This window comes from Streptomyces viridiviolaceus (genome assembly GCF_014650995.1).
Classification (GTDB): Bacteria; Actinomycetota; Actinomycetes; order Streptomycetales; family Streptomycetaceae; genus Streptomyces; species Streptomyces viridiviolaceus.
Genome location: NZ_BMWA01000008.1, coordinates 220,522 through 239,424, shown reverse-complemented (window position 1 = coordinate 239,424; position 18,903 = coordinate 220,522). Strand labels below are relative to the sequence as shown.

Below are 18,903 nucleotides of genomic sequence, written 5' to 3'. Positions count from 1 at the left end.
ACTAGTCGGTAACTGACAAGACATCTCCGTATAGCCTGATCTGCGGAAACAGTAACGAGGAGCGACCTTTTGAAGACGGCCGACACGGCGGTGACAGCGGGAGGCGGGCCGGCTGCCCCCCGCCCCGGGCTGCGTGAACGCAAGAAGCGGCGCACCCGGGACACACTGCTGCGATCGGCCCTCGAACTGTTCACGGAACAGGGGTACGAGGGGACGACCGTCGACGACATCGCCGAGGCCGCCGAGGTGTCGCAGCGCACCTTCTTCCGTTACTTCGCCAGCAAGGAGGAGGCGGCGTTCTTCGTCTCTCGGCTCGCGGAGTCCCACTTCGTGGACGCCGTGCGCCGCCGTCCGCCGGGCGAGGCACCCCTGGACGTGCTGCGCCGGTCCCTCACGGAGAGCTGGGACACCATCGGTGAGGCCATCGAGCAGCTGGTGCCCCTCGAGCTGCACATGCGCTTCTACCGGGTGATCGAGTCCACGCCCGCGCTGCTCGCCGCCCACCTGCGGCGCGCGACGGAGCTGGAGGAGCAGATCGCGCGCGTCATCGCCGAACGCGAGGGCATCGACGTGGACGCGGACCCGCGACCGCGTGTCGTCGTGGCCGTCTTCGGCGCGGTCATGCGGGTGACGGAACGGATCTGGTCGGCGGGGGACGACGTCAGCCTCACCGCACTGCGCGACCTGCACGCCGCCTACCTCGACCAGGTGGAACCGGCGCTGGCCGGGAGCTGGCGGACGGACTGATCCCCTTGGCGCGTGAACGAAACGTGATCCGTGTCACTTGGTTCACGCGAGACCCTCCCGTTCTCCTAGTGTGTCCTCCCAGTGACTTCCTTCGACACCTCCCCGCAACTGAACGTCTGGCGCGCTCTGCTCGCCCTGGCCGTGGTGTTCGTGATGCTGGCGACCACCGGCTGGACCGCCCTGCGCAACCAGCGGGGAACCACGGCCCTCCAGGCCTCGGTCACCGCCTGGGAGCACGGTCGGATCGACGGGCGCCGGCTGCCCGACCCGCACGCCGCTCCGGCCCGGCTGGCCCGCTTCTTCGCCTCGCTCACCCAGCGGCAGCGCCTCGGTCTCGCCCACCGCTACCCCCTCGCCGTCGGCAACATGAACGGTGCCCCCGTCGAGCTGCGCTACCGCGCCAACCGCCTCGCGCTGAGCAAGGCACGCTCGATCGAACGACGACGCACGCACGACAGCCGCCTCTCCCCCGCCGGGCAGCAGGAGGCGGGCCGCCGCATGCACCGCTACGAGTCGCTGCTGAGCCCCGGGCGCCGCATCCTCGCCTTCGACCCGGAGGGGTCGGGCCGGATCGCCGAGGTGTTCGGGAACCTGAGCCGCGCCGACCGCGTGTCCGTCGTCGTCCCCGGCGCGGACACGGAGCTGCTCACCTTCCAGCGCACCCACCGCAAGTACGCGGCGCCCGTCGGCATGGCCGAGGCGCTCTACCGGGCCGAGCGCGCGGCGAGCCCCGCCACGCGCACGGCCGTCATCGCCTGGGCCGACTACACCGCCCCCAGCGGGCTCGGCATGGACGCGGCCACGGCGACCCGCGCGGCCGACGGTGCCGTCCGGCTGAACGCGCTGCTGCGCGGGCTGCCCGGTGAAGCGCCGGTCTCGCTGTTCTGCCACAGCTACGGCTCGGTGGTGTGCGGCGTCGCCGCCGACGCGCTGCCCGGCCGCGTGACCGACATAGCGGTGGCCGGCAGCCCCGGCATGCGCGCGGAGAAGGTCTCCCAGTTGCGCACCTCCGCCCGGGTGTGGGCGATGCGGGACGCCGACGACTGGATCCAGGACGTGCCGTACATGGAGGTCGGCTGGCTGGGGCACGGTGCCGACCCGGTGTCCGCCGCGTTCGGGGCACGGGTGCTGTCGGCGCGCGGGGCCAAGGGGCACAGCGGCTACTTCGTACCGGGTACGGAAAGCCTCAGGAACTTCGCCGAGATCGGCGTTGGCGCATACCGCTCGCTGGACTGCGCCCACGAAGACGGCACCTGCCGGGCGGGTTTGTCCGCAGCGGCGACGGCCTGACGCGCGTAGAGGCGCAGAAACTCCGGTTTGCACGGGGAGGGGACGAAGGAGCTCGTGCCGCATACGATGAGCCGCATGGGTGACGTACTGGCCGGATTTCATGCCGCCTGGGAGTTCGAGTCCGACTCCGTGCTCATCCGCTACGAACGGGGGATTCGAACACCCAGGCTCTTCCAGGCGCTGGGGGAACGCCGCATCCCACTGGAGGCGATCGCGGGGGTGACGCTGACGCCCGGCAGACGCGGCACCGTCGTGCTGCGCGCCGAGCCGCGCCCGGGCGCCGATCCGCTGATGGAGGCGGCGGCCGGGCAGCTGAAGGAGCACTGCGACCCCTACCGGCTGGTGCTGCCCGCCGGGCGGGAGACGCTCGCGGAGTACTACGCGGGCGAGCTGCGGGCGCTGCTGACCGGATCCGGACCGGCGGAGCATCACCTGGTGGCGGCGCCCGAGGCGCCGCTGCACTTCAAGGCGTACGACGGGAAGGCGTCCTTCGACGGCACCTCGGTGTCCTTCCGGTGGTCGTGGACGGGCGCCTCGTCGGCGAAGTGGAAGGCCGGCGACCAGAGCTTCCCGGTCGCCGGCCTCGCCGGGGTGGAGTGGCGCTCCCCCGAGGTCTTCGAGGGGTACCTGCGGCTGCTGCCGCGCGATGCGGTGACGCCGGCCGTGCAGGCCGACCAGGATCCGGCGGCGGTCGTGTTCGGGCTCGGGTACGGGCCGGTGCACGAGTCGCTGCCGTTCGCGGCGGCCGTGCTCGCCGCCGTCCGGCGGGCCGGGACGGTGGCCGCGGTGCCGGTGCCGGGGCCGCGGCGCGACCCCGCGGACATCGCCGAGCGGATCCGTCATCTGGGGGAGCTGCATCAGGCAGGGCTGGTGACGGACGAGGAGTTCTCCTCCAAGAAGGCGGAGTTGCTGGCGGAGCTCTGATGCGCCTGCCGGGTTCGCTCACGTTTCGTTGCCGGGTGCGAGTGGTGGAGGGTTGCTCACGCCCCCGCGGCGGAGCCGCACATCGGCACAGCCCCGTGCCCCTGCGCAGCTCTACTCGCGTCCCGCAGAAGTGAACGTCATGTCCGCGTACCGGTCGCCCGCCACCTTGCCCGCGATCGGTTCCAGCAGGGCCAGCTCATCGTCGGTCAGGACGATCCTCGTCGCCGCCGTGTTCTCCTCGACCCGGGTCGGCTTGCGCGTGCCCGGGATCGGGACGACCGGCAGGTCGTGCACCTGCGCCCGCTGCTGGGCCCAGGCCAGGGCTGTCTGGCCGAGGGTGGCGCCGTGCGCCTCGGCGACCGCGCGGACCGGCTCCAGCAGGGCCGCGTTGGCCGCGGCGTTGTCCCCGGTGAAGCGGGGCTGCTGACGGCGGAAGTCGTCGTCCGTCAGGTCGGTCTCCGCGTCGGCGAAGGAGCCCGTGAGGAAGCCCCGGCCGAGCGGCGAGTACGGCACGAGGGCCACACCCAGCTCGCGGGCCGCCGGCACCACGCCCGCCTCGATGTCCCGGCTGAACAGGGACCACTCCGACTGCACGGCGGCGATCGGGTGCACGGACCGCGCGGCGCGCAGCTCGTCGCCCGTGACCTCGCTCAGGCCGAGGTGCTTGACCTTCCCCTCGCGCACCAGGTCGGCCATGACGGCGACGGTCTCCTCGATCGGCACGTTCACGTCGCGCCGGTGCATGTAGTAGAGGTCGATCACGTCGATGTCCAGCCGCCGCAGGCTCGCCTCGACGGCCTGGCGGATGTACGGCGGGTCGTTGCGGATGATCCGCCTCGTCGGCTCGTCCGGCGGGATCGCCAGGGCGAACTTGGTCGCGACGACGACCTCGTCGCGGTGCGCCTTGAAGAACGGCGACAGGAACCGCTCGTTCTCCCCGGCGCCGTACGCGTCGGCCGTGTCGTAGAGCGTGACGCCCAGCTCCAGCGCCCGTTCCAGGGTCGCCCGCGACTGTCCGGCGTCCGACGGGCCGTAGGCGAAGCTCATGCCCATGCAGCCGAGGCCCTGGACGCCCACCTCGGGGCCGTCGTCGCCGAGCCGCACGGTCGGGATCCTGCTGTCGGTCATCGGGTCCTCTCCCCTTCGCGGGCGCGTCCGGCGTCCCCGTAGAAACTGATCTTGCGGTCGAGCACGGCCAGCGTGTCCTGGAGCTCACCGATCCGCGCCAGCACGTCCCGGCGGGTCGCCTCGAGGAGTTCGCGCCGGTCGTGATACGTGCTCTCGCCCTCGCGCACCAGCTCCGCGTACCGGACCATGTCGGCGACCGGCATGCCGGTCAGGCGCAGCTTGCCCACGAAGTCGAGCCAGTCGAGGTCGCGGTTGCTGTAGCGGCGCTGGCCGGTGTGCGAGCGGTCGATGTGGGACATCAGGCCGATCCGCTCGTACCAGCGCAGGGTGTGCGCCGTCAGTCCGGTGAAGGCGACGACCTCGCTGATGGTGTAGCGGTCCTGGCCGTCGGGGCGCGGGTGGCGCCGCGGCGGGGCGGAGCAGATGTCGGTTCTGGTGGCGTTCGGCCGGGTGGTCACGGCCGTGGTCTGCATCACCGTCATGACCTCCACGCTATGACCTTGGAGTGCACTCCAAGCAAGCGGCGGCGGTGAGAAATCGACGCGCGAAATCAGCAGGACACACGGCGGGCGGATCACTAGCGTGCGGGGCATGAGTCTCGTACGCCGTGCGGTGCCCGAGGACGCGGAGGAAGTGCTGCGTCTGCGACAGGTGATGCTCGACGCGATGGGCCGGACGTCCGCGTCCACCGACTGGCACGCTCAGTCCCTGCCGGTCCTGCGGACGAGGCTGGCCGATCCGGAGGGGGACTTCGCGGCGTTCGTCGCCGAGCACCCGGAGCGGCCTCCGGCGCTGGGGGCGCTGGTGGCGGGAACGCTGGAGTACCGGATCGGGCGGGACGGCAATCCGCACGGGCTGGTCGGGTACGTCTTCAGCGTCGCGACGGACCCCGGCGCCCGGCGCCGCGGATACGCACGCGCGTGCATGGAGGAGCTGCTGCAGTGGTTCCGGGAGCGGGGCGCCGGACACGTGATGCTCACCGCCTCCGCGGACGCGGAGCCCCTGTACGCCTCGCTCGGTTTCACGCGCGACTCCGACCCCTCGATGCGCCTGTACCTGTGAGCCGCTTAGGCTCACAGGCATGTCCTTGAAGAGCCTTGCGTTGATCGAGAACTGGCCGGTTCCCGCCGCCGCGGCGGGTGTCGTGCGGGCGGACGGCACGGTGCTGGGGGTGTACGGCCCCGCCGGGCGGCGGTTCCCGCTGGCCTCGGTCACCAAGCCGCTCGCGGCGTACGCGGCACTCGTCGCCTACGAGGAGGGCGCCGTCGAGCTGGACGAGCCCGCCGGGCCGCCCGGGTCGACGGTCCGCCACCTGCTCGCGCACACCTCGGGGCTGGCCTTCGACGAGCACCGGGTGACCGCCCCGCCCGGGGAGCGCCGGCTGTACTCCAACGCCGGTTTCGAGCAGCTCGGGGACCACATCGCGAAGGCCACGGACATCCCGTTCGCCGAGTACCTGCGCCAGGCGGTGCTGGAGCCGCTGGGCATGGCGTCGACGTCGCTCGACGGCTCCCCGGCCAAGGACGGCGTATCCACGGTCGAGGACCTGCTGCGGTTCGCCGCCGAGGTGCAGGCGCCGCGGCTGCTGGACCCCCGGACCGTCGCCGAGGCGATGACGGTGCAGTACCCGGGCACCAAGGGCGTGCTGCCGGGCTACGGCCACCAGAACCCCAACGACTGGGGCCTGGGCTTCGAGATCCGCGGCTCCAAGTCCCCGCACTGGACGGGATCGTCGTCCTCGCCGCGCACGTTCGGGCACTTCGGGCAGTCGGGCACGTTCCTGTGGATCGACCCCGATGCCGGGCTCGCCTGCGTGGCGCTGACCGACCGGGCGTTCGGGCCCTGGGCGATCGAGGCGTGGCCGGCCTTCACGGACGCGGTGCTGGCGGAGCGCTAGGACATCTCCCAGAGCAGCACCTCGGCCGCCGTCACGGCCACCGCGTCGACGTCCTCGGCGGCCGTGACGCGGGCCGCGTCGCCCGCGCCCAGTTCCTCGCCGCCCAGGCGGACGGCACCGCGCACGACATGGACGTAGACATACGCCCCGTCCGGCACCGCGGTCCGCTCCCCCGCCGCGAGGCGCCGCACGTGCAGCATCGCGCCCGCCTCCGGGACGGCGTACGGGGTGGAGTCGGCGATGCCGCGGACGATCTCGTAGGAGGGCTCGCCGCCGGGATCGCGCGGGGCCAGCCACATCTGCACGAAGGTCAGCGGGGCGTCGCCGTCGTTGCGCTCGACGTGCCGGACGCCGCCCGCCGAGCTGAGCCGCTGGACGTCCCCGGCCCGCACGACCGTCTCGTGGCCGGCGGTGTCCCGGTGGGTCAGCTCGCCCTCCACCACCCACGTGACGATCTCGGTGTGGCTGTGCGGATGCTCGTCGAAGCCGGCTCCCGGCGCGAGCTGCTCCTCGTTGCAGGCGATCAGCGCCCCGAAGCGGAGGTTGTCCGGGTCGTAGTGGGGCCCGAAGGAGAAGGCGTGCCACGACTCGATGCCGGCCGACCGGTCGCCTCCCGGGTAGCGCTCGTCGGCGCGCCTGACGTCCATCACGACGTCCACGGTAGACCCGGCGGCACGGGCGCCCGTCCCGATAAGGCAGTCTTGTCCCCGTGCCCGAACCCGAAACCAGCAACCCCCTGCCCGCGCCGCGCGCCGCCCACCCGCATTCCGCGACCCTGAAGCGGCTGGAGCAGTCCTCCGGATCACTGGCCGCGCAGGCCATCGCGCGGATGGACGAGACGCTGCCGTGGTACCGGGCCATGCCGCCGGAGAACCGCTCCTGGATCGGACTGGTCGCCCAGGCGGGCATCGCCGCGTTCACCGAGTGGTTCCGGCACCCCGACGCCCCGCAGGCCATCTCCACCGACGTCTTCGGTACCGCGCCGCGCGAACTGACCCGGGCCATCACGCTGCGGCAGACCGTCGAGATGGTGCGGACCACCATCGAGGTCATGGAGTCCGCGATCGACGAGGTCGCCGCTCCGGGGGACGAGTCGGTGCTGCGCGAGGCGCTGCTCGTGTACGCCCGCGAGATCGCCTTCGCCACCGCCCAGGTGTACGCCCAGGCCGCCGAGGCACGCGGTGCCTGGGACGCGCGGCTGGAGTCCCTGGTCGTGAACGCCGTGCTCAGCGGCGAGGCCGACGAGGGCGCGGTGTCCCGGGCCGCCGCCCTCGGGTGGAACTCGCCCGAGCATGTGTGCGTGGTACTGGGCACCGCCCCCGACGGGGACTCCGAGCTGACCGTCGAGGCCATCCGGCGGGCCGCCCGGCACGCCAAGCTCCAGGTGCTGACCGGGGTGCTCGGGGACCGGCTGGTGGTCATCGCGGGCGGCAGCGACAACCCGCTCGCGGTCGCCCGGTCGCTGATCGGGCCGTTCGCGCAGGGCCCGGTGGTGGCCGGCCCGGTGGTGCCGGACCTGCTCGCCGCGACCCGGTCCGCGCAGGCCGCCGCGGCCGGGCTCAAGGCGTGCACCGCCTGGCAGGACGCCCCGCGCCCGGTGCTGGCGGACGATCTGCTGCCGGAGCGCGCGATCGCCTCCGATCCCTCCGCTCGCGAGCAGTTGGTGGAGGAGATCTACAGACCGCTGGAGGAGGCCGGGGCCGCCCTGCTGGAGACGCTCAGCGTCTATCTCGAACAGGCGAGCAGCCTCGAAGGTGCCGCCCGGATGCTCTTCGTTCACCCGAACACCGTGCGCTACCGGCTCCGACGTGTGACTGACGTCACCGGTTGGTCGCCCTCTGATGTACGGTCTGCCTTCACACTGCGGATCGCCCTGATCCTGGGGCGTCTGGCCGATGGAGATCCACAACCCTAGGATTTTGTCGGGGGCCCACAAAACCCCCTCGTGTTCTTCGTCCCTGTCCCCACGGGCGGCCGCGGCCGTCCTCAAGAGAGAGTGTGAGAGTGCTCGTACTCGTCGCTCCCGGCCAGGGCGCCCAGACGCCCGGCTTCCTGACTGACTGGCTCGAACTTCCCGGAGCCGCCGACCGCGTCGCCGCGTGGTCGGACGCCATCGGACTCGACCTCGCCCATTACGGAACCAAGGCCGACGCGGACGAGATCCGCGACACGTCCGTCGCCCAGCCGCTGCTGGTCGCCGCCGGGATCCTGTCCGCCGCGGCACTCGGTGACATCACCGAGATCGCACCGGGCGCGGTCGCGGGCCACAGCGTCGGCGAGATCACCGCCGCCGCCTTCGCGGGCGTTCTCGACCCCACCGCCGCGCTGGCCCTCGTGCGCAAGCGGGGCCTGGCCATGGCCGAGGCCGCCGCGGTGACCGAGACGGGCATGTCGGCGCTGCTCGGCGGCGACCCCGAGGTGAGCGTGGCGCACCTGAAGAAGCTCGGCCTGACCCCGGCGAACGTGAACGGCGCGGGACAGATCGTCGCGGCCGGGACCACGGAGCAGCTGGCCGCGCTGAGCGAGGACAAGCCCGAGGGCGTGCGCAAGGTCGTCCCGCTGAAGGTCGCCGGTGCCTTCCACACGCACCACATGGCGCCCGCGGTGGAGAAGCTGGCCGACGCCGCCCGGGCACTCTCGCCCGCGGACCCGAAGGTGACGTACGTCTCCAACAAGGACGGACAGGCCGTCGCCTCCGGCACCGAGGTGCTGGAGCGTCTGGTCGGTCAGGTCGCCAACCCGGTCCGCTGGGACCTGTGCATGGAGACCTTCAAGGAGCTCGGCGTCACCGCCCTGATCGAGGTGTGCCCGGGTGGCACGCTGACCGGCCTGGCCAAGCGCGCACTGCCCGGCGTGAAGACGCTGGCCCTGAAGACCCCCGCCGACCTCGACGCCGCTCGCGAGCTGATCGCAGAGGTGTCGACACCTGCCGCTGACGCGGCGGGCGCCTGACAAGGAGCCCGAGAGCATGTCGAAGATCAAGCCCAGCAAGGGCGCCCCGTACGCGCGCATCCTCGGGGTCGGCGGCTATCGCCCGACCCGGGTCGTGCCGAACGAGGTGATCCTCGAGAAGATCGACTCCTCCGACGAGTGGATCCGCTCCCGCTCCGGCATCGAGACGCGGCACTGGGCGTCGCCCGAGGAGACCGTCGCGGCGATGTCCATCGAGGCGTCGGGCAAGGCCATCGCGGACGCCGGGATCGACGCCTCGCAGATCGGTGCCGTGGTCGTCTCGACCGTCTCGCACTTCAGCCAGACCCCGGCCGTCGCCACCGAGATCGCCGACAAGCTCGGCACGAACAAAGCCGCGGCCTTCGACATCTCGGCGGGCTGTGCCGGCTTCGGCTACGGCCTGACGCTCGCCAAGGGCCTGATCGTCGAGGGTTCGGCGGAGTACGTCCTCGTGATCGGCGTGGAGCGGCTCTCAGACCTGACCGACCTGGAGGACCGGGCCACCGCCTTCCTGTTCGGTGACGGCGCCGGCGCGGTCGTGGTCGGTCCGTCCCAGGAGCCGGCGATCGGCCCGACCGTCTGGGGATCGGAGGGCGACAAGTCCGAGACGATCAAGCAGACGGTGCCGTGGGACCGGTTCCGGATCGGCGACGTCTCCGAGCTGCCCCTCGACAGCGAGGGCAACGTGAAGTTTCCTGCGATCACGCAGGAGGGCCAGGCGGTGTTCCGCTGGGCCGTGTTCGAGATGGCGAAGGTCGCCCAGCAGGCGCTGGACGCGGCCGGAATCACCCCGGACGACCTGGACGTCTTCATTCCGCACCAGGCCAACGTGCGGATCATCGACTCGATGGTGAAGACGCTGAAGCTGCCGGAGCACGTCACGGTGGCCCGTGACATCCGCACCACCGGCAACACCTCGGCCGCCTCGATCCCGCTCGCGATGGAGCGGCTCCTGGCGACCGGCGAGGCGAAGAGCGGCGACACCGCGCTCGTCATCGGCTTCGGGGCGGGTCTCGTCTACGCCGCGACGGTCGTTACCCTCCCTTAGGCACTCCGTGCCGGATCATGCGGTCCGGGACGGAACACACACCGCCACACCCTCTGGAACATCTACGAAGGAGCGCCATCATGGCCGCCACTCAGGAAGAGATCGTCGCCGGTCTCGCCGAGATCGTGAACGAGATCGCCGGCATCCCGGTTGAGGACGTCCAGCTGGACAAGTCCTTCACCGACGACCTGGACGTCGACTCGCTGTCCATGGTCGAGGTCGTCGTCGCCGCCGAAGAGCGCTTCGACGTCAAGATCCCGGACGAGGACGTCAAGAACCTCAAGACCGTCGGCGACGCGACCGACTACATCCTCAAGCACCAGGCCTGATCTACCGATCACTGCCTGTGGGCTGACTGCCCCGCCACCCGGCGGTGGCGCCGTACGAATCCGTATCCCGTTGGAGAAAGAATTCCCGTGAGCTCGACCAATCGCACCGTGGTCGTCACCGGTATCGGCGCAACCACACCGCTGGGTGGCGACGCAGCCTCTACCTGGGAGGGCCTGGTCGCCGGCAAGTCCGGCGTCAAGCCCCTGGAGCAGGAGTGGGCCGCCGAGCAGGCGGTCCGAATCGCGGCCCCGGTCGCCGTGGAGCCCTCCGAGGTCATTCCGCGGCCCCAGGCCCGCCGCCTGGACCGCTCGGCGCAGTTCGCGCTGATCGCGGCGCAGGAGGCATGGAAGGACGCCGGCTTCACCGGCAAGGCCGGGGACGACGGCTCCGTCGACCCCGACCGGCTCGGCGCGGTCATCGCCTCCGGCATCGGTGGCGTGACCACCCTGCTCGACCAGTACGACGTGCTCAAGGAGAAGGGCGTCCGCCGCGTCTCCCCGCACACCGTGCCCATGCTGATGCCGAACGGCCCCTCGGCCAACGTGGGGTTGGCCGTGGGCGCCCGGGCGGGCGTGCACACCCCGGTCTCCGCCTGCGCGTCGGGCGCCGAGGCCATCGGCTACGCCATCGAGATGATCCGCACCGGCCGCGCCGACGTCGTCGTCGCCGGCGGTACGGAGGCGGCGATCCACCCGCTGCCCATCGCCGCGTTCGGCAACATGATGGCGATGTCCAAGAACAACGACGACCCGCAGGGCGCCTCGCGTCCCTTCGACACCGCCCGCGACGGCTTCGTCCTCGGTGAGGGCGCCGGCGTCCTGGTCCTGGAGTCCGCCGAGCACGCCGAACGGCGCGGTGCCCGTGTCTACGCGGAGGCGGTCGGCCAGGGCATCTCCGCCGACAGCCACGACATCGTGCAGCCGGAGCCGGAGGGCCGCGGCATCTCGCACGCCCTGCAGAACCTGCTGGACCGCACGGACCTGGACCCGGCGGAGATCGTGCACGTCAACGCGCACGCCACGTCGACGCCGGCCGGTGACATCGCCGAGCTGAAGGCGCTGCGCAAGGTCTTCGGTGACGACACCGACCACATGGCGGTCTCCGGCACGAAGTCGATGACCGGTCACCTCCTCGGTGGCGCGGGCGGCGTGGAGTCCGTCGCGGCCGTGCTCGCCCTGTACCACCGGGTGGCGCCGCCGACCATCAACGTCGAGAACCTCGATCCCGAGGCGGAGGCCAACGCGGACATCGTGCGCGGTGAGGCGCGGAAGCTGCCGGTCGAGGGCCGGATCGCCGCGCTGAACGACTCGTTCGGGTTCGGTGGGCACAACGTGGTGCTGGCGTTCCGGACGGTGTGACCCCGTCGGCTGAACGTGTGACGGCCCGGGCCCCGTGAGGGGTCCGGGCCGTCGTCGTCCGGGTGGGTGGGGTGGGCCGGGTGCGGGTCCCATGCGGCTGGTCGCGCACGCGGCGCAGCCGCATGTCGATGCGCCCGGGCGTCGCTCCGGGCGCGGCTCACACCACCTGGTGCAGCCAGCGCACCGGGGCGCCCTCGCCCGCGTAGCGGAACGGCTCCAGTTCGTCGTCCCACGGTTTGCCCAGCAGCTTGGCGATCTCGCCCTCCAGGTCGGTCTCGTCGCGCTGGGAGCGCACCAGCGCGGCGCGCAGCCGGTCCTCGGGGATCAGGATGTCGCCGTGGATGCCGGTGACGGCGTGGAAGATGCCGAGGTCGGGGGTGCAGCTGTAGCGCTCGCCCTCGGAACCGGCGGACGGCTCCGAGGTGACCTCGAAGCGCAGCAGGTGCCAACCGCGCAGCGCGGAGGCCAGCTTGGAGGCCGTGCCGGCCTGCCCCTGCCAGGAGAACTCCGAGCGCCAGGTGCCGGGGGCGGCGGGCTGCCGGATCCAGTCCAGGCTGACGCGCGTGCCGAGCACCCCGGCGACGGCCCACTCGACGTGCGGGCAGAGCGCGCGCGGCGCGGAGTGCACGTACAGAACTCCACGTGTCGTCACCGGAACCTCCGGGCAGAGCGGGACATCTCGGGGCGGGCGGAACGGTGTGGCCGGTCGGGCCACGTTGATGGCGAGGCTACCCTGCGGCGGCGCAAGGAGTGTGACGTACCGTCGGTCCCGGCGCCGGGAAACATCCGCCATTCACCCGGCAGGACGCTTGTACGGGTGTGAGCCGTTGCATCGGTGCCTGCGGGAACCCTCGCGCGGTGTCATGGGTTGAGGACCGTGGAGGCATCAGTCGAGGGACGGGGATGGGTATGGCCCGCAGGACGGGGCAGGGTACGTGGAATCGGGGCCGCCGTTCGCGGGCCGCGCTCGCCGTCCTGACCGCCGCCGTCCTGGGCGTCGCGGGTTGCGACGCCGTCGGCGGTGACTCCGCCGGCCCGGCGGGGTCCGGGACGAGGCAGGGCAAGCCCTCGCCGAAGCCCACCCCGGTGTGGGACACGAGCCCGGAGTCGGTCGCCGCGGTGGGCGACTCCATCACGCGCGGGTTCGACGCCTGTACGGTCCTGTCGGACTGCCCCGAGGTGTCGTGGGCGACCGGCAGCAGCGCGGAGGTGGACAGTCTCGCCGTACGGCTGCTGGGGAAGGCGGACGCGGCCGGGCGGAGCTGGAACCACGCGGTGACGGGGGCCCGGATGGCGGACCTGGCCGGGCAGATGACGCGGGCGGTGGCGCACAGGCCGGAGCTGGTGGCGGTGATGGTCGGGGCGAACGACGCCTGCCGGGCGACGACCTCGGCGATGACGCCGGTGGCCGACTTCCGGACGCAGTTCGAGGGCGCCATGCGGACCCTGCGCAAGGCGCTTCCCAAGGCGCAGGTGTACGTGGCGAGCATCCCCGACCTCAAGCGGCTGTGGTCCGAGGGGCGCACCAACCCGCTGGGCAAGCAGGTGTGGAAGCTGGGTCTGTGTCCGTCGATGCTGGGCGACGCGGACGCCCTGGACGCGGCGGCGACCGAGCGGCGGAACACGGTGGAGCAGCGCGTGGAGGACTACAACGAGGTCCTGCGGGAGGTCTGCGCCAAGGACCGGCGGTGCCGCACGGACGGCGGTGCGGTGCACGAGTTCCGGTTCGGCACCGAGCAGCTGAGTCACTGGGACTGGTTCCACCCGAGCGTCAACGGCCAGGCCAGGCTGGCGGAGATCGCCTACCGGGCCGTCACGGCGAAGACGCCGGCGACCTAGCGCGACGCGCACGCACGACCTGTTCGGCACACTCCCCGACGGCACTGCCGTCCGTCGCCGGCCCCCGGAGCGGGGCGAGGGGGGCGGGCCTGAGCCCCGGCCCGGCCGTCAGGATCCGGGCCGGGGCTGCCCGGTGGGGCACGCCGCCTCGGGAGGAGTGCCGGGTCAGACGTTAATCGTCGCGGTGATCCGGCGGTCGGCGATCGAGCGCCCGACCCGCAGTTCGTACGAACCCTTCACAAACGCCCACGAGCCGGTCGCTCGTCGATGGCGGAGCTGCTGCGCACGGAGTACGGCGACCGGTCGCCGGGCGGACTCGCCCCGGAGCGGGTGGTGCCCCTGGTCGTGGCGGTCCTCGACGGGCCGCAGCACCAGTGGCTGCCGGGCCGGAGTCGGTGGACATGCCGCGGGCGTTCCGGGACTTACTCACCCTGCTCGGCGAGTCCTGACGCCGGTCAGTGGGACGGCGCGAACGCGAGGCCGACGCCGAGGCCGGCCAGGGCGGAGCCGATGACCTTGTTGATGACCTTCTGGCCGCGCAGCATCAGGGTGCGCATGCGGTCCTGCGAGAAGAACACGGCGACGACCGAGAACCAGACCAGGTGGGCCAGCGACATGAACAGGCCGTAGCCCGCCTGTTGCAGGGCCGGGGTGCCGGGGCCGACGACCTGGGCGAAGGTGGAGACGACGAAGAGCGTCGTCTTCGGGTTGAGGACGTTGGTGAGGAAGCCGGTGCGCAGGGCCGCGAGCGGGGTCAGGCCGGAGCCGCTCCCCAGGTCGACGGACACCTCGCCGCGGGTGCGGAAGGTGCGCACGCCGATGTACACGAGGTAGGCGGCGCCGGCCAGCTTGATGACGGTGAACAGGAAGGTGGATGACGCGATCAGCAGCCCGACGCCGAGCATCGTGTAGGTGACGTGCACCAGGACTCCGGCGGCCACGCCGAGGGCGGCGAGCAGGCCGGTGCGGCGGCCGTGGAGATAGCTTCCCCGGACCACCATGGCGAAGTCGGCGCCGGGGGCGACGACGGCCAGGACGGTGATGACGGCGACGGCGAGGACCTCCGTCACCGTGCGACCCCCTCGTCGGCGTCGGCGGATGCGTCGTCGCTCTCGCGGGTCTCCTCGCCCAGCAGTTCACGGGCGAGGAGCGTGGCGCCCGCGACCGCGCCCGGCATCAGGAACACCGCGACGAACGGCACCAGGAAGGCCAGGGCCAGCGGCGTGCCGAAGCCCCAGACGAGGGTCTTGCGCGAGCGCAGCAGGGCGAGGCGGTCGCGCAGTTCGACCCCGCGGCGCTGCAGCGCGACGGCGGCGAGCTCCTCGGTGAGGAAGAAGCCGGTGACGAAGAAGCCGATCACGGGGACGACCGTCTGACCGACGACCGGGATGAACCCGAGGGCGAACAGCAGTACGCCCCAGACGGCGGCGCGCAGGACGATACGGAGGCTGTCGCGGCCGGAGATCCACAGCTCGCGCAAGAGCGGCAGGTCCGACTCGGGGGCGGTGCCGTCCGCGGAGACGTCCCGGTCGACGCGCTCCGAGAGGCTCTCGTAGAAGGGCTGGCCGATCAGCAGCGTGACCGCGGTGAAGGTGAGGACGGCCAGGAGCAGGGCGAGGGCGAACAGCACGGCGGTGAGGAAGCCGCGGAACAGCCCGGACCAGGGGCTCGACCAGTCGTCGGCGAAGGGGGTCGCCCAGGCGACGAAGTCCTCGCCCCACAGCGCCAGCGCGACCAGCGCCGCCGCGTACAGGACCAGGGTGATCAGGCCCGGGACGAGCCCGAAGCCGTAGCTCTTGCCGTGCCGGGCCACCCAGCGCTGGCCCTTCAGGAGATGGCCGAATCCCGCCCCAAGATCGCGCATGGGCGGAACTCTACCGGGCGCCCTGCCCGCGTTGAGGTCGACGGGACGATCGGACCCGGCGGCGGGGCTGATGGACCCTCACGGTCTCCTGGGGCGGGTGAGGCGGCGCTGTGCGGGGTCCCGGGCGGGCCCGGGAGAGGCCGGCGGCCGGTGGCAGTGCACCGGGCGCCCTGGCCCCTCGGTCCGCCGCGCGGGCACGCCGGAGGGCCGCACCCCACGGGTGGGGGTGCGGCCCTGCGGTGCGGGGGCGGCGAACCCGGTCAGGCGAGGGTCACGGTGATGTTGCCGCGGGTCGCCTTCGAGTACGGGCAGACCTGGTGGGCCTTCTCCACCAGCGAGCGGGCGGTGGCGGCGTCCACCGTCGGGATCTCGGCGGAGATCTCCACGATGATCCCGAAGCCGTCGTCGTTCTTGCCGATCCCGACCTTGGCGGTGACGGTCGAGCCGGAGACGTCGACGCCCTCCTGGCGGGCGACGACACCGAGCGCGCCCTGGAAGCAGGCGCTGTAGCCGGCGGCGAACAACTGCTCCGGGTTGGTGCCGGCGCCGCTGCCGCCCATCTCCTTGGGCGGGTTCACGACCACGTCGAGCTTGCCGTCATCCGTGGCCACCCGCCCGTCGCGGCCGTTCTCGGCGGTGGCGACGGCGGTGTACAGGACCTCGGAACGTCGAATGGGGGTGCTGGGCATGCGGTTGTCTTCCTCCTCGGTCCGCCGCGACTCGCGCCCACGATCGCGACGGATATCGGAAAGAAGCTACCGCATGCCGGAAAATCGGAGAACCCCTGTCCCGTGCCCGGGACCTCTCAGAGCTTGACGACCATCTTGCCGATGTTGTCGCCGCGCAGGACGCCCAGGAACGCCTCCAGGTTGTTCTCGATGCCCTCGACGACGGTCTCGCGGTACTTGAGCCGGCCGTCGCGGACCCACGGGCCGACCTCCTCGACGAACTGCGGCTGGAGGTCGTAGTGGTCGCCGACGAGGAAGCCCTCGATGCGACCGCGGGTCTGGATGAGGCGGGCGAGGTTCTTCGGGCCCGGGGCGGGCTCGGTGTTGTTGTAGACGGAGATCATCCCGCAGATCGCGATGCGGCCGCCCCGGTTCAGCGACCCGATGGCGGCCTCCAGGTGGTCGCCGCCGACGTTGTCGAAGTAGACGTCGATGCCGTCCGGGGCGGCGGCGCGCAGCTGCTCGCTCACCGGCCCGTCCTTGTAGTTGAACGCGGCGTCGAACCCGTACTCCTCGACGAGCAGCTTGACCTTCTCGTCCGACCCGGCGGACCCGATGACCCGCGAGGCGCCCTTGAGCTTGGCGAGCTGGCCCACCTGGCTGCCGACGGCCCCGGCGGCCCCGGAGACGAACACGGCGTCGCCCTCCTTGAAGGCGGCCGTGCGCAGCAGACCGGCGTAGGCGGTGAGCCCGGTCATGCCGAGCACGCCCAGGTACGTCGACAGCGGCGCCGCCTGCGGGTCCACCTTGACGGCGTTCTCGGCGTCCAGGACGGCGTACTCGCGCCAGCCGAAGAAGTGCAGGACGTGGTCGCCGACGGCGATCCCCTCGGCGCCGGAGGCGACGACCTCGCCGACGGCGCCGCCCTGCATGGGCTTGCCCAGCTCGTAGGGGGCCACGTAGGACTTGGCGGCGCTCATGCGGCCGCGCATGTAGGGATCCACGGAGACGTACAGGTTGCGTACGAGCACCTGGCCCTCACCCGGAGTGGGGACCTCCGCCTCGACCAGGGCGAAGTCCTCGGGCTTCGGCCAGCCGACCGGTCGGCTGACGAGGTGCCATTCGCGGTTGACGGCGGGGAGGGTGGGGGAGTCGGTCATGCGGGGCGCCTTTCCTCACGAGCCCATCACGGCTGCGGATACTTCAGTACCTGAAACAACCATGCGCCTGAACATTTCAGCTTGTCAAACAAATGGGTACCCTGGATTCCATGTCCACCCCACACGGCACGGCCCGTCGGCCCGACGCGCTCACCCTGGAAGTCGTCGAGCTCATCGGCGAGGTCGTGGCCCGCTTCCACGCCGACTACGAGGAGGCAGCCGCGGAACAGGCCCTGACCGGCGCTCAGGCGAAGCTGCTCAGCCTGCTGTCACTGGAACCGCTGCCGATGCGGAAGCTGGCGAACAAGCTGAAGTGCGAGCCGTCGAACGTCACCGGGATCGTGGACCGGCTGGAGGCGCGGGGCCTGGTGGAACGGCGTCCGGACCCCGCCGACCGGCGGGTGAAGGTGGCGGCGGCCACGGAGGAGGGCCGGCGCGTGGCCCGCGGACTGCGGGAGTCCCTGCGCTTCGCCCGGGAGCCGCTGGCGGGGTTGTCGGAGGGGGAGCGGCTGGCGCTGCGGGACGCGTTGCGGCGGATGCTGGGCGAGTGAGCGGCACCCGATGGGCGGACGCAGGCGCGGCCCGGCCGGCGGAAGGTCGGCCATGAAGCCCGCGAAGACGCGGCGGACCCCTTCCGTCAGGAGCGCGCCGGCGCCGTGGGCGCCACCGAGCGCGTCGCCCGTACGACCGTGAAGGCGGCCTTCGCGACCGCGTCGCCGCCGGTCAGGTAGGTGATGTCCCGGCGGGATGCCGGGGCGGCGGTGTGCTGCCGGGCCTAGGTGCACCACCAGAGGAACCGGTCGCACGTCTCCGACGGTGACGGTTCCGGGTCCGGCTCCGGGTCCGAGGGGGTCGGGCCGGACGTCGTCGGATCCGAGGTCGGGGCGGGGGGCGGGGCGGCCGGTGCCGTGGCCGTGGCGGCCGGCGGGGGCGCGTCGGATGCCGTGGCCGACTGCGCGTCCCTGTCCGTCCCGTCCGGGGCCGGCGCGGATCCGGTCGCCGACGGTGACGGCGAGGCCGAGGCGGAGGCGGACGGGTCCGCGGAGGCGGAGGGGCCGCTCTCGGCGGTCCCCGTCCTGTCGCTCACGGGCACCGCCGTCGCGCCCGGCTCCGGTGAGCCCTCGTCGACCTCCGACGACCTTCCCCCGGCCGCAGCCGGGCTGGAGGGCGTCGAGCCGGGGGCGTCGATGCCGAGTTCGGCGAGGCTCAGACCACCGGCAGCGAGGACGAAGCCGACGGTCATCAGCAAGGTGCGGCGGCGGCGCCGGCGGTGGAGCGCCGCCTTGCGGTCGCGCCGGCCGGCGTCGCCCTCGGCGGCACCGGCGCCGGAACCGGAATCGGGACCGGCCGGCCCACGGGACCGGCGCCTGTCGCGCGCCTGCTCACGACGCCGGGCGGCGCGTCCCCGGGGGACCTCCTCCGCCTCCCCGGCATGCTCGCCGTCCGTGCCGTCCGGATTTTCGTGGAGGCCGTGCGCCTCCTCGGCGTACACCTCGTGCGCGTGGGCGCGTATCTGGTCGGCAGGTGCGCCGCACCCCGGACAGGCGAGGGCGCCGTTGAGGTGCCTGCGGCACGGGTGGCAGTAGTCCATGACGCGGGAAGGCTAAGTTCCGGGTCGGTTACGTTCCTAGAGTCGGCTGTGAATGTTGTGTGGGGAAGCGCCGCGTCCGAGGTTGCGAAACTCCTGAAACCGTTATG

21 protein-coding genes and 1 pseudogene are annotated in these 18,903 nt (G+C 72.2%); 13 read left to right on the top strand and 9 right to left on the bottom strand.

Features of this window, described 5'->3' with window-relative positions:
* Positions 1-69 precede the first annotated feature (69 nt).
* From IE260_RS13565 to IE260_RS13555, 3 genes are all read left to right on the top strand, one after another.
* Positions 70-747: a TetR family transcriptional regulator gene (locus tag IE260_RS13565; RefSeq protein WP_229880731.1), complete on the top strand. Its 678-nt coding sequence runs from the start codon at positions 70-72 to the stop codon at positions 745-747.
* An 81-nt stretch (positions 748-828) separates the two neighbouring features.
* On the top strand, positions 829-2,037 hold the full coding sequence (locus tag IE260_RS13560) for an alpha/beta hydrolase (protein WP_189871371.1): 1,209 nt from the start codon (positions 829-831) through the stop codon (positions 2,035-2,037).
* 75 nt (positions 2,038-2,112) lie between these two features.
* A complete protein-coding gene (locus IE260_RS13555) occupies positions 2,113-2,961 on the top strand; it encodes a DUF4429 domain-containing protein (RefSeq protein WP_189871369.1) in 849 nt (282 codons plus the stop codon).
* 111 nt (positions 2,962-3,072) lie between these two features.
* On the opposite strand, the gene IE260_RS13550 is transcribed toward IE260_RS13555, so the two are convergent.
* Together IE260_RS13550 and IE260_RS13545 are read right to left on the bottom strand one after the other, a co-directional pair.
* A complete protein-coding gene (locus tag IE260_RS13550) occupies positions 3,073-4,089 on the bottom strand; it encodes an aldo/keto reductase (RefSeq protein WP_189871367.1) in 1,017 nt (338 codons plus the stop codon).
* Positions 4,086-4,571 (bottom strand): MerR family transcriptional regulator, encoded by a 486-nt coding sequence (locus tag IE260_RS13545; RefSeq protein ID WP_189871365.1) that lies wholly within the window; start codon positions 4,569-4,571, stop codon positions 4,086-4,088. Before IE260_RS13545 ends, IE260_RS13550 begins: the two co-directional genes overlap by 4 nt.
* A gap of 109 nt (positions 4,572-4,680) precedes the next feature.
* Here IE260_RS13545 and IE260_RS13540 point away from each other — a divergent pair, with 109 nt between their 5' ends.
* Complete coding sequence (locus IE260_RS13540; protein WP_189871363.1) at positions 4,681-5,151, top strand: GNAT family N-acetyltransferase; 471 nt, start codon at positions 4,681-4,683, stop codon at positions 5,149-5,151.
* Positions 5,152-5,170: 19 nt separating this feature from the next.
* Positions 5,171-5,986, top strand: a complete 816-nt coding sequence (locus IE260_RS13535) for a serine hydrolase domain-containing protein (protein ID WP_189871361.1) — start codon at positions 5,171-5,173, stop codon at positions 5,984-5,986.
* On the opposite strand, the gene IE260_RS13530 is transcribed toward IE260_RS13535, so the two are convergent.
* Positions 5,983-6,633, bottom strand: coding sequence for a pirin family protein (locus tag IE260_RS13530; protein WP_189871561.1), 651 nt, complete (start codon positions 6,631-6,633; stop codon positions 5,983-5,985). The two genes, IE260_RS13535 and IE260_RS13530, sit on opposite strands and share 4 nt — an antisense overlap.
* 62 nt (positions 6,634-6,695) lie before the next feature.
* Between IE260_RS13530 and fasR the strand changes: the two genes are divergently transcribed.
* The 5 genes from fasR to fabF all read left to right on the top strand — a co-directional run bounded on the left by fasR (position 6,696) and on the right by fabF (position 11,674).
* Complete coding sequence (gene fasR / locus IE260_RS13525; RefSeq protein ID WP_189871359.1) at positions 6,696-7,901, top strand: fatty acid biosynthesis transcriptional regulator FasR; 1,206 nt, start codon at positions 6,696-6,698, stop codon at positions 7,899-7,901.
* A gap of 89 nt (positions 7,902-7,990) precedes the next feature.
* Positions 7,991-8,938: an ACP S-malonyltransferase gene (locus tag IE260_RS13520; protein WP_189871357.1), complete on the top strand. Its 948-nt coding sequence runs from the start codon at positions 7,991-7,993 to the stop codon at positions 8,936-8,938.
* 16 nt (positions 8,939-8,954) lie between these two features.
* The gene (locus IE260_RS13515) at positions 8,955-9,986 is read left to right on the top strand and encodes a ketoacyl-ACP synthase III (RefSeq protein ID WP_189871355.1); all 1,032 of its coding nucleotides are present in this window, start codon (positions 8,955-8,957) and stop codon (positions 9,984-9,986) included.
* An 80-nt stretch (positions 9,987-10,066) separates the two neighbouring features.
* The gene (locus tag IE260_RS13510) at positions 10,067-10,315 is read left to right on the top strand and encodes an acyl carrier protein (RefSeq protein WP_030341284.1); all 249 of its coding nucleotides are present in this window, start codon (positions 10,067-10,069) and stop codon (positions 10,313-10,315) included.
* 87 nt (positions 10,316-10,402) lie between these two features.
* The gene (gene fabF / locus IE260_RS13505) at positions 10,403-11,674 is read left to right on the top strand and encodes a beta-ketoacyl-ACP synthase II (protein WP_189871353.1); all 1,272 of its coding nucleotides are present in this window, start codon (positions 10,403-10,405) and stop codon (positions 11,672-11,674) included.
* A 157-nt stretch (positions 11,675-11,831) separates the two neighbouring features.
* Here fabF and IE260_RS13500 read toward each other — a convergent pair whose 3' ends face one another.
* Complete coding sequence (locus IE260_RS13500; protein WP_188178782.1) at positions 11,832-12,326, bottom strand: DUF3145 domain-containing protein; 495 nt, start codon at positions 12,324-12,326, stop codon at positions 11,832-11,834.
* 257 nt (positions 12,327-12,583) lie between these two features.
* Here IE260_RS13500 and IE260_RS13495 point away from each other — a divergent pair, with 257 nt between their 5' ends.
* A complete protein-coding gene (locus tag IE260_RS13495) occupies positions 12,584-13,513 on the top strand; it encodes an SGNH/GDSL hydrolase family protein (RefSeq protein WP_189871351.1) in 930 nt (309 codons plus the stop codon).
* Between the two features lie 258 nt (positions 13,514-13,771).
* Positions 13,772-13,962 (top strand): annotated as a pseudogene (locus IE260_RS41645) (TetR family transcriptional regulator); the annotation flags it as partial.
* Between the two features lie 6 nt (positions 13,963-13,968).
* Here the strand turns inward: IE260_RS41645 and IE260_RS13490 are convergent.
* The 4 genes from IE260_RS13490 to IE260_RS13475 all read right to left on the bottom strand — a co-directional run bounded on the left by IE260_RS13490 (position 13,969) and on the right by IE260_RS13475 (position 17,205).
* Entirely contained in the window at positions 13,969-14,583 is a 615-nt protein-coding gene (locus tag IE260_RS13490; protein ID WP_189871349.1) for a LysE family transporter, read from the bottom strand.
* Positions 14,580-15,377, bottom strand: a complete 798-nt coding sequence (locus IE260_RS13485; protein WP_189871347.1) for an EI24 domain-containing protein — start codon at positions 15,375-15,377, stop codon at positions 14,580-14,582. The genes IE260_RS13490 and IE260_RS13485 overlap by 4 nt, the downstream gene beginning before the upstream one ends.
* A gap of 260 nt (positions 15,378-15,637) precedes the next feature.
* Positions 15,638-16,066, bottom strand: coding sequence for an organic hydroperoxide resistance protein (locus IE260_RS13480; protein ID WP_189871345.1), 429 nt, complete (start codon positions 16,064-16,066; stop codon positions 15,638-15,640).
* Between the two features lie 116 nt (positions 16,067-16,182).
* The gene (locus IE260_RS13475) at positions 16,183-17,205 is read right to left on the bottom strand and encodes an NADP-dependent oxidoreductase (RefSeq protein WP_189871343.1); all 1,023 of its coding nucleotides are present in this window, start codon (positions 17,203-17,205) and stop codon (positions 16,183-16,185) included.
* A 110-nt stretch (positions 17,206-17,315) separates the two neighbouring features.
* Between IE260_RS13475 and IE260_RS13470 the strand changes: the two genes are divergently transcribed.
* Positions 17,316-17,756: a MarR family winged helix-turn-helix transcriptional regulator gene (locus IE260_RS13470; RefSeq protein WP_189871341.1), complete on the top strand. Its 441-nt coding sequence runs from the start codon at positions 17,316-17,318 to the stop codon at positions 17,754-17,756.
* 224 nt (positions 17,757-17,980) lie between these two features.
* Here the strand turns inward: IE260_RS13470 and IE260_RS13465 are convergent, their stop codons facing one another.
* The gene (locus IE260_RS13465; protein WP_189871339.1) at positions 17,981-18,796 is read right to left on the bottom strand and encodes an SCO2400 family protein; all 816 of its coding nucleotides are present in this window, start codon (positions 18,794-18,796) and stop codon (positions 17,981-17,983) included.
* Positions 18,797-18,903: the final 107 nt, after the last annotated feature.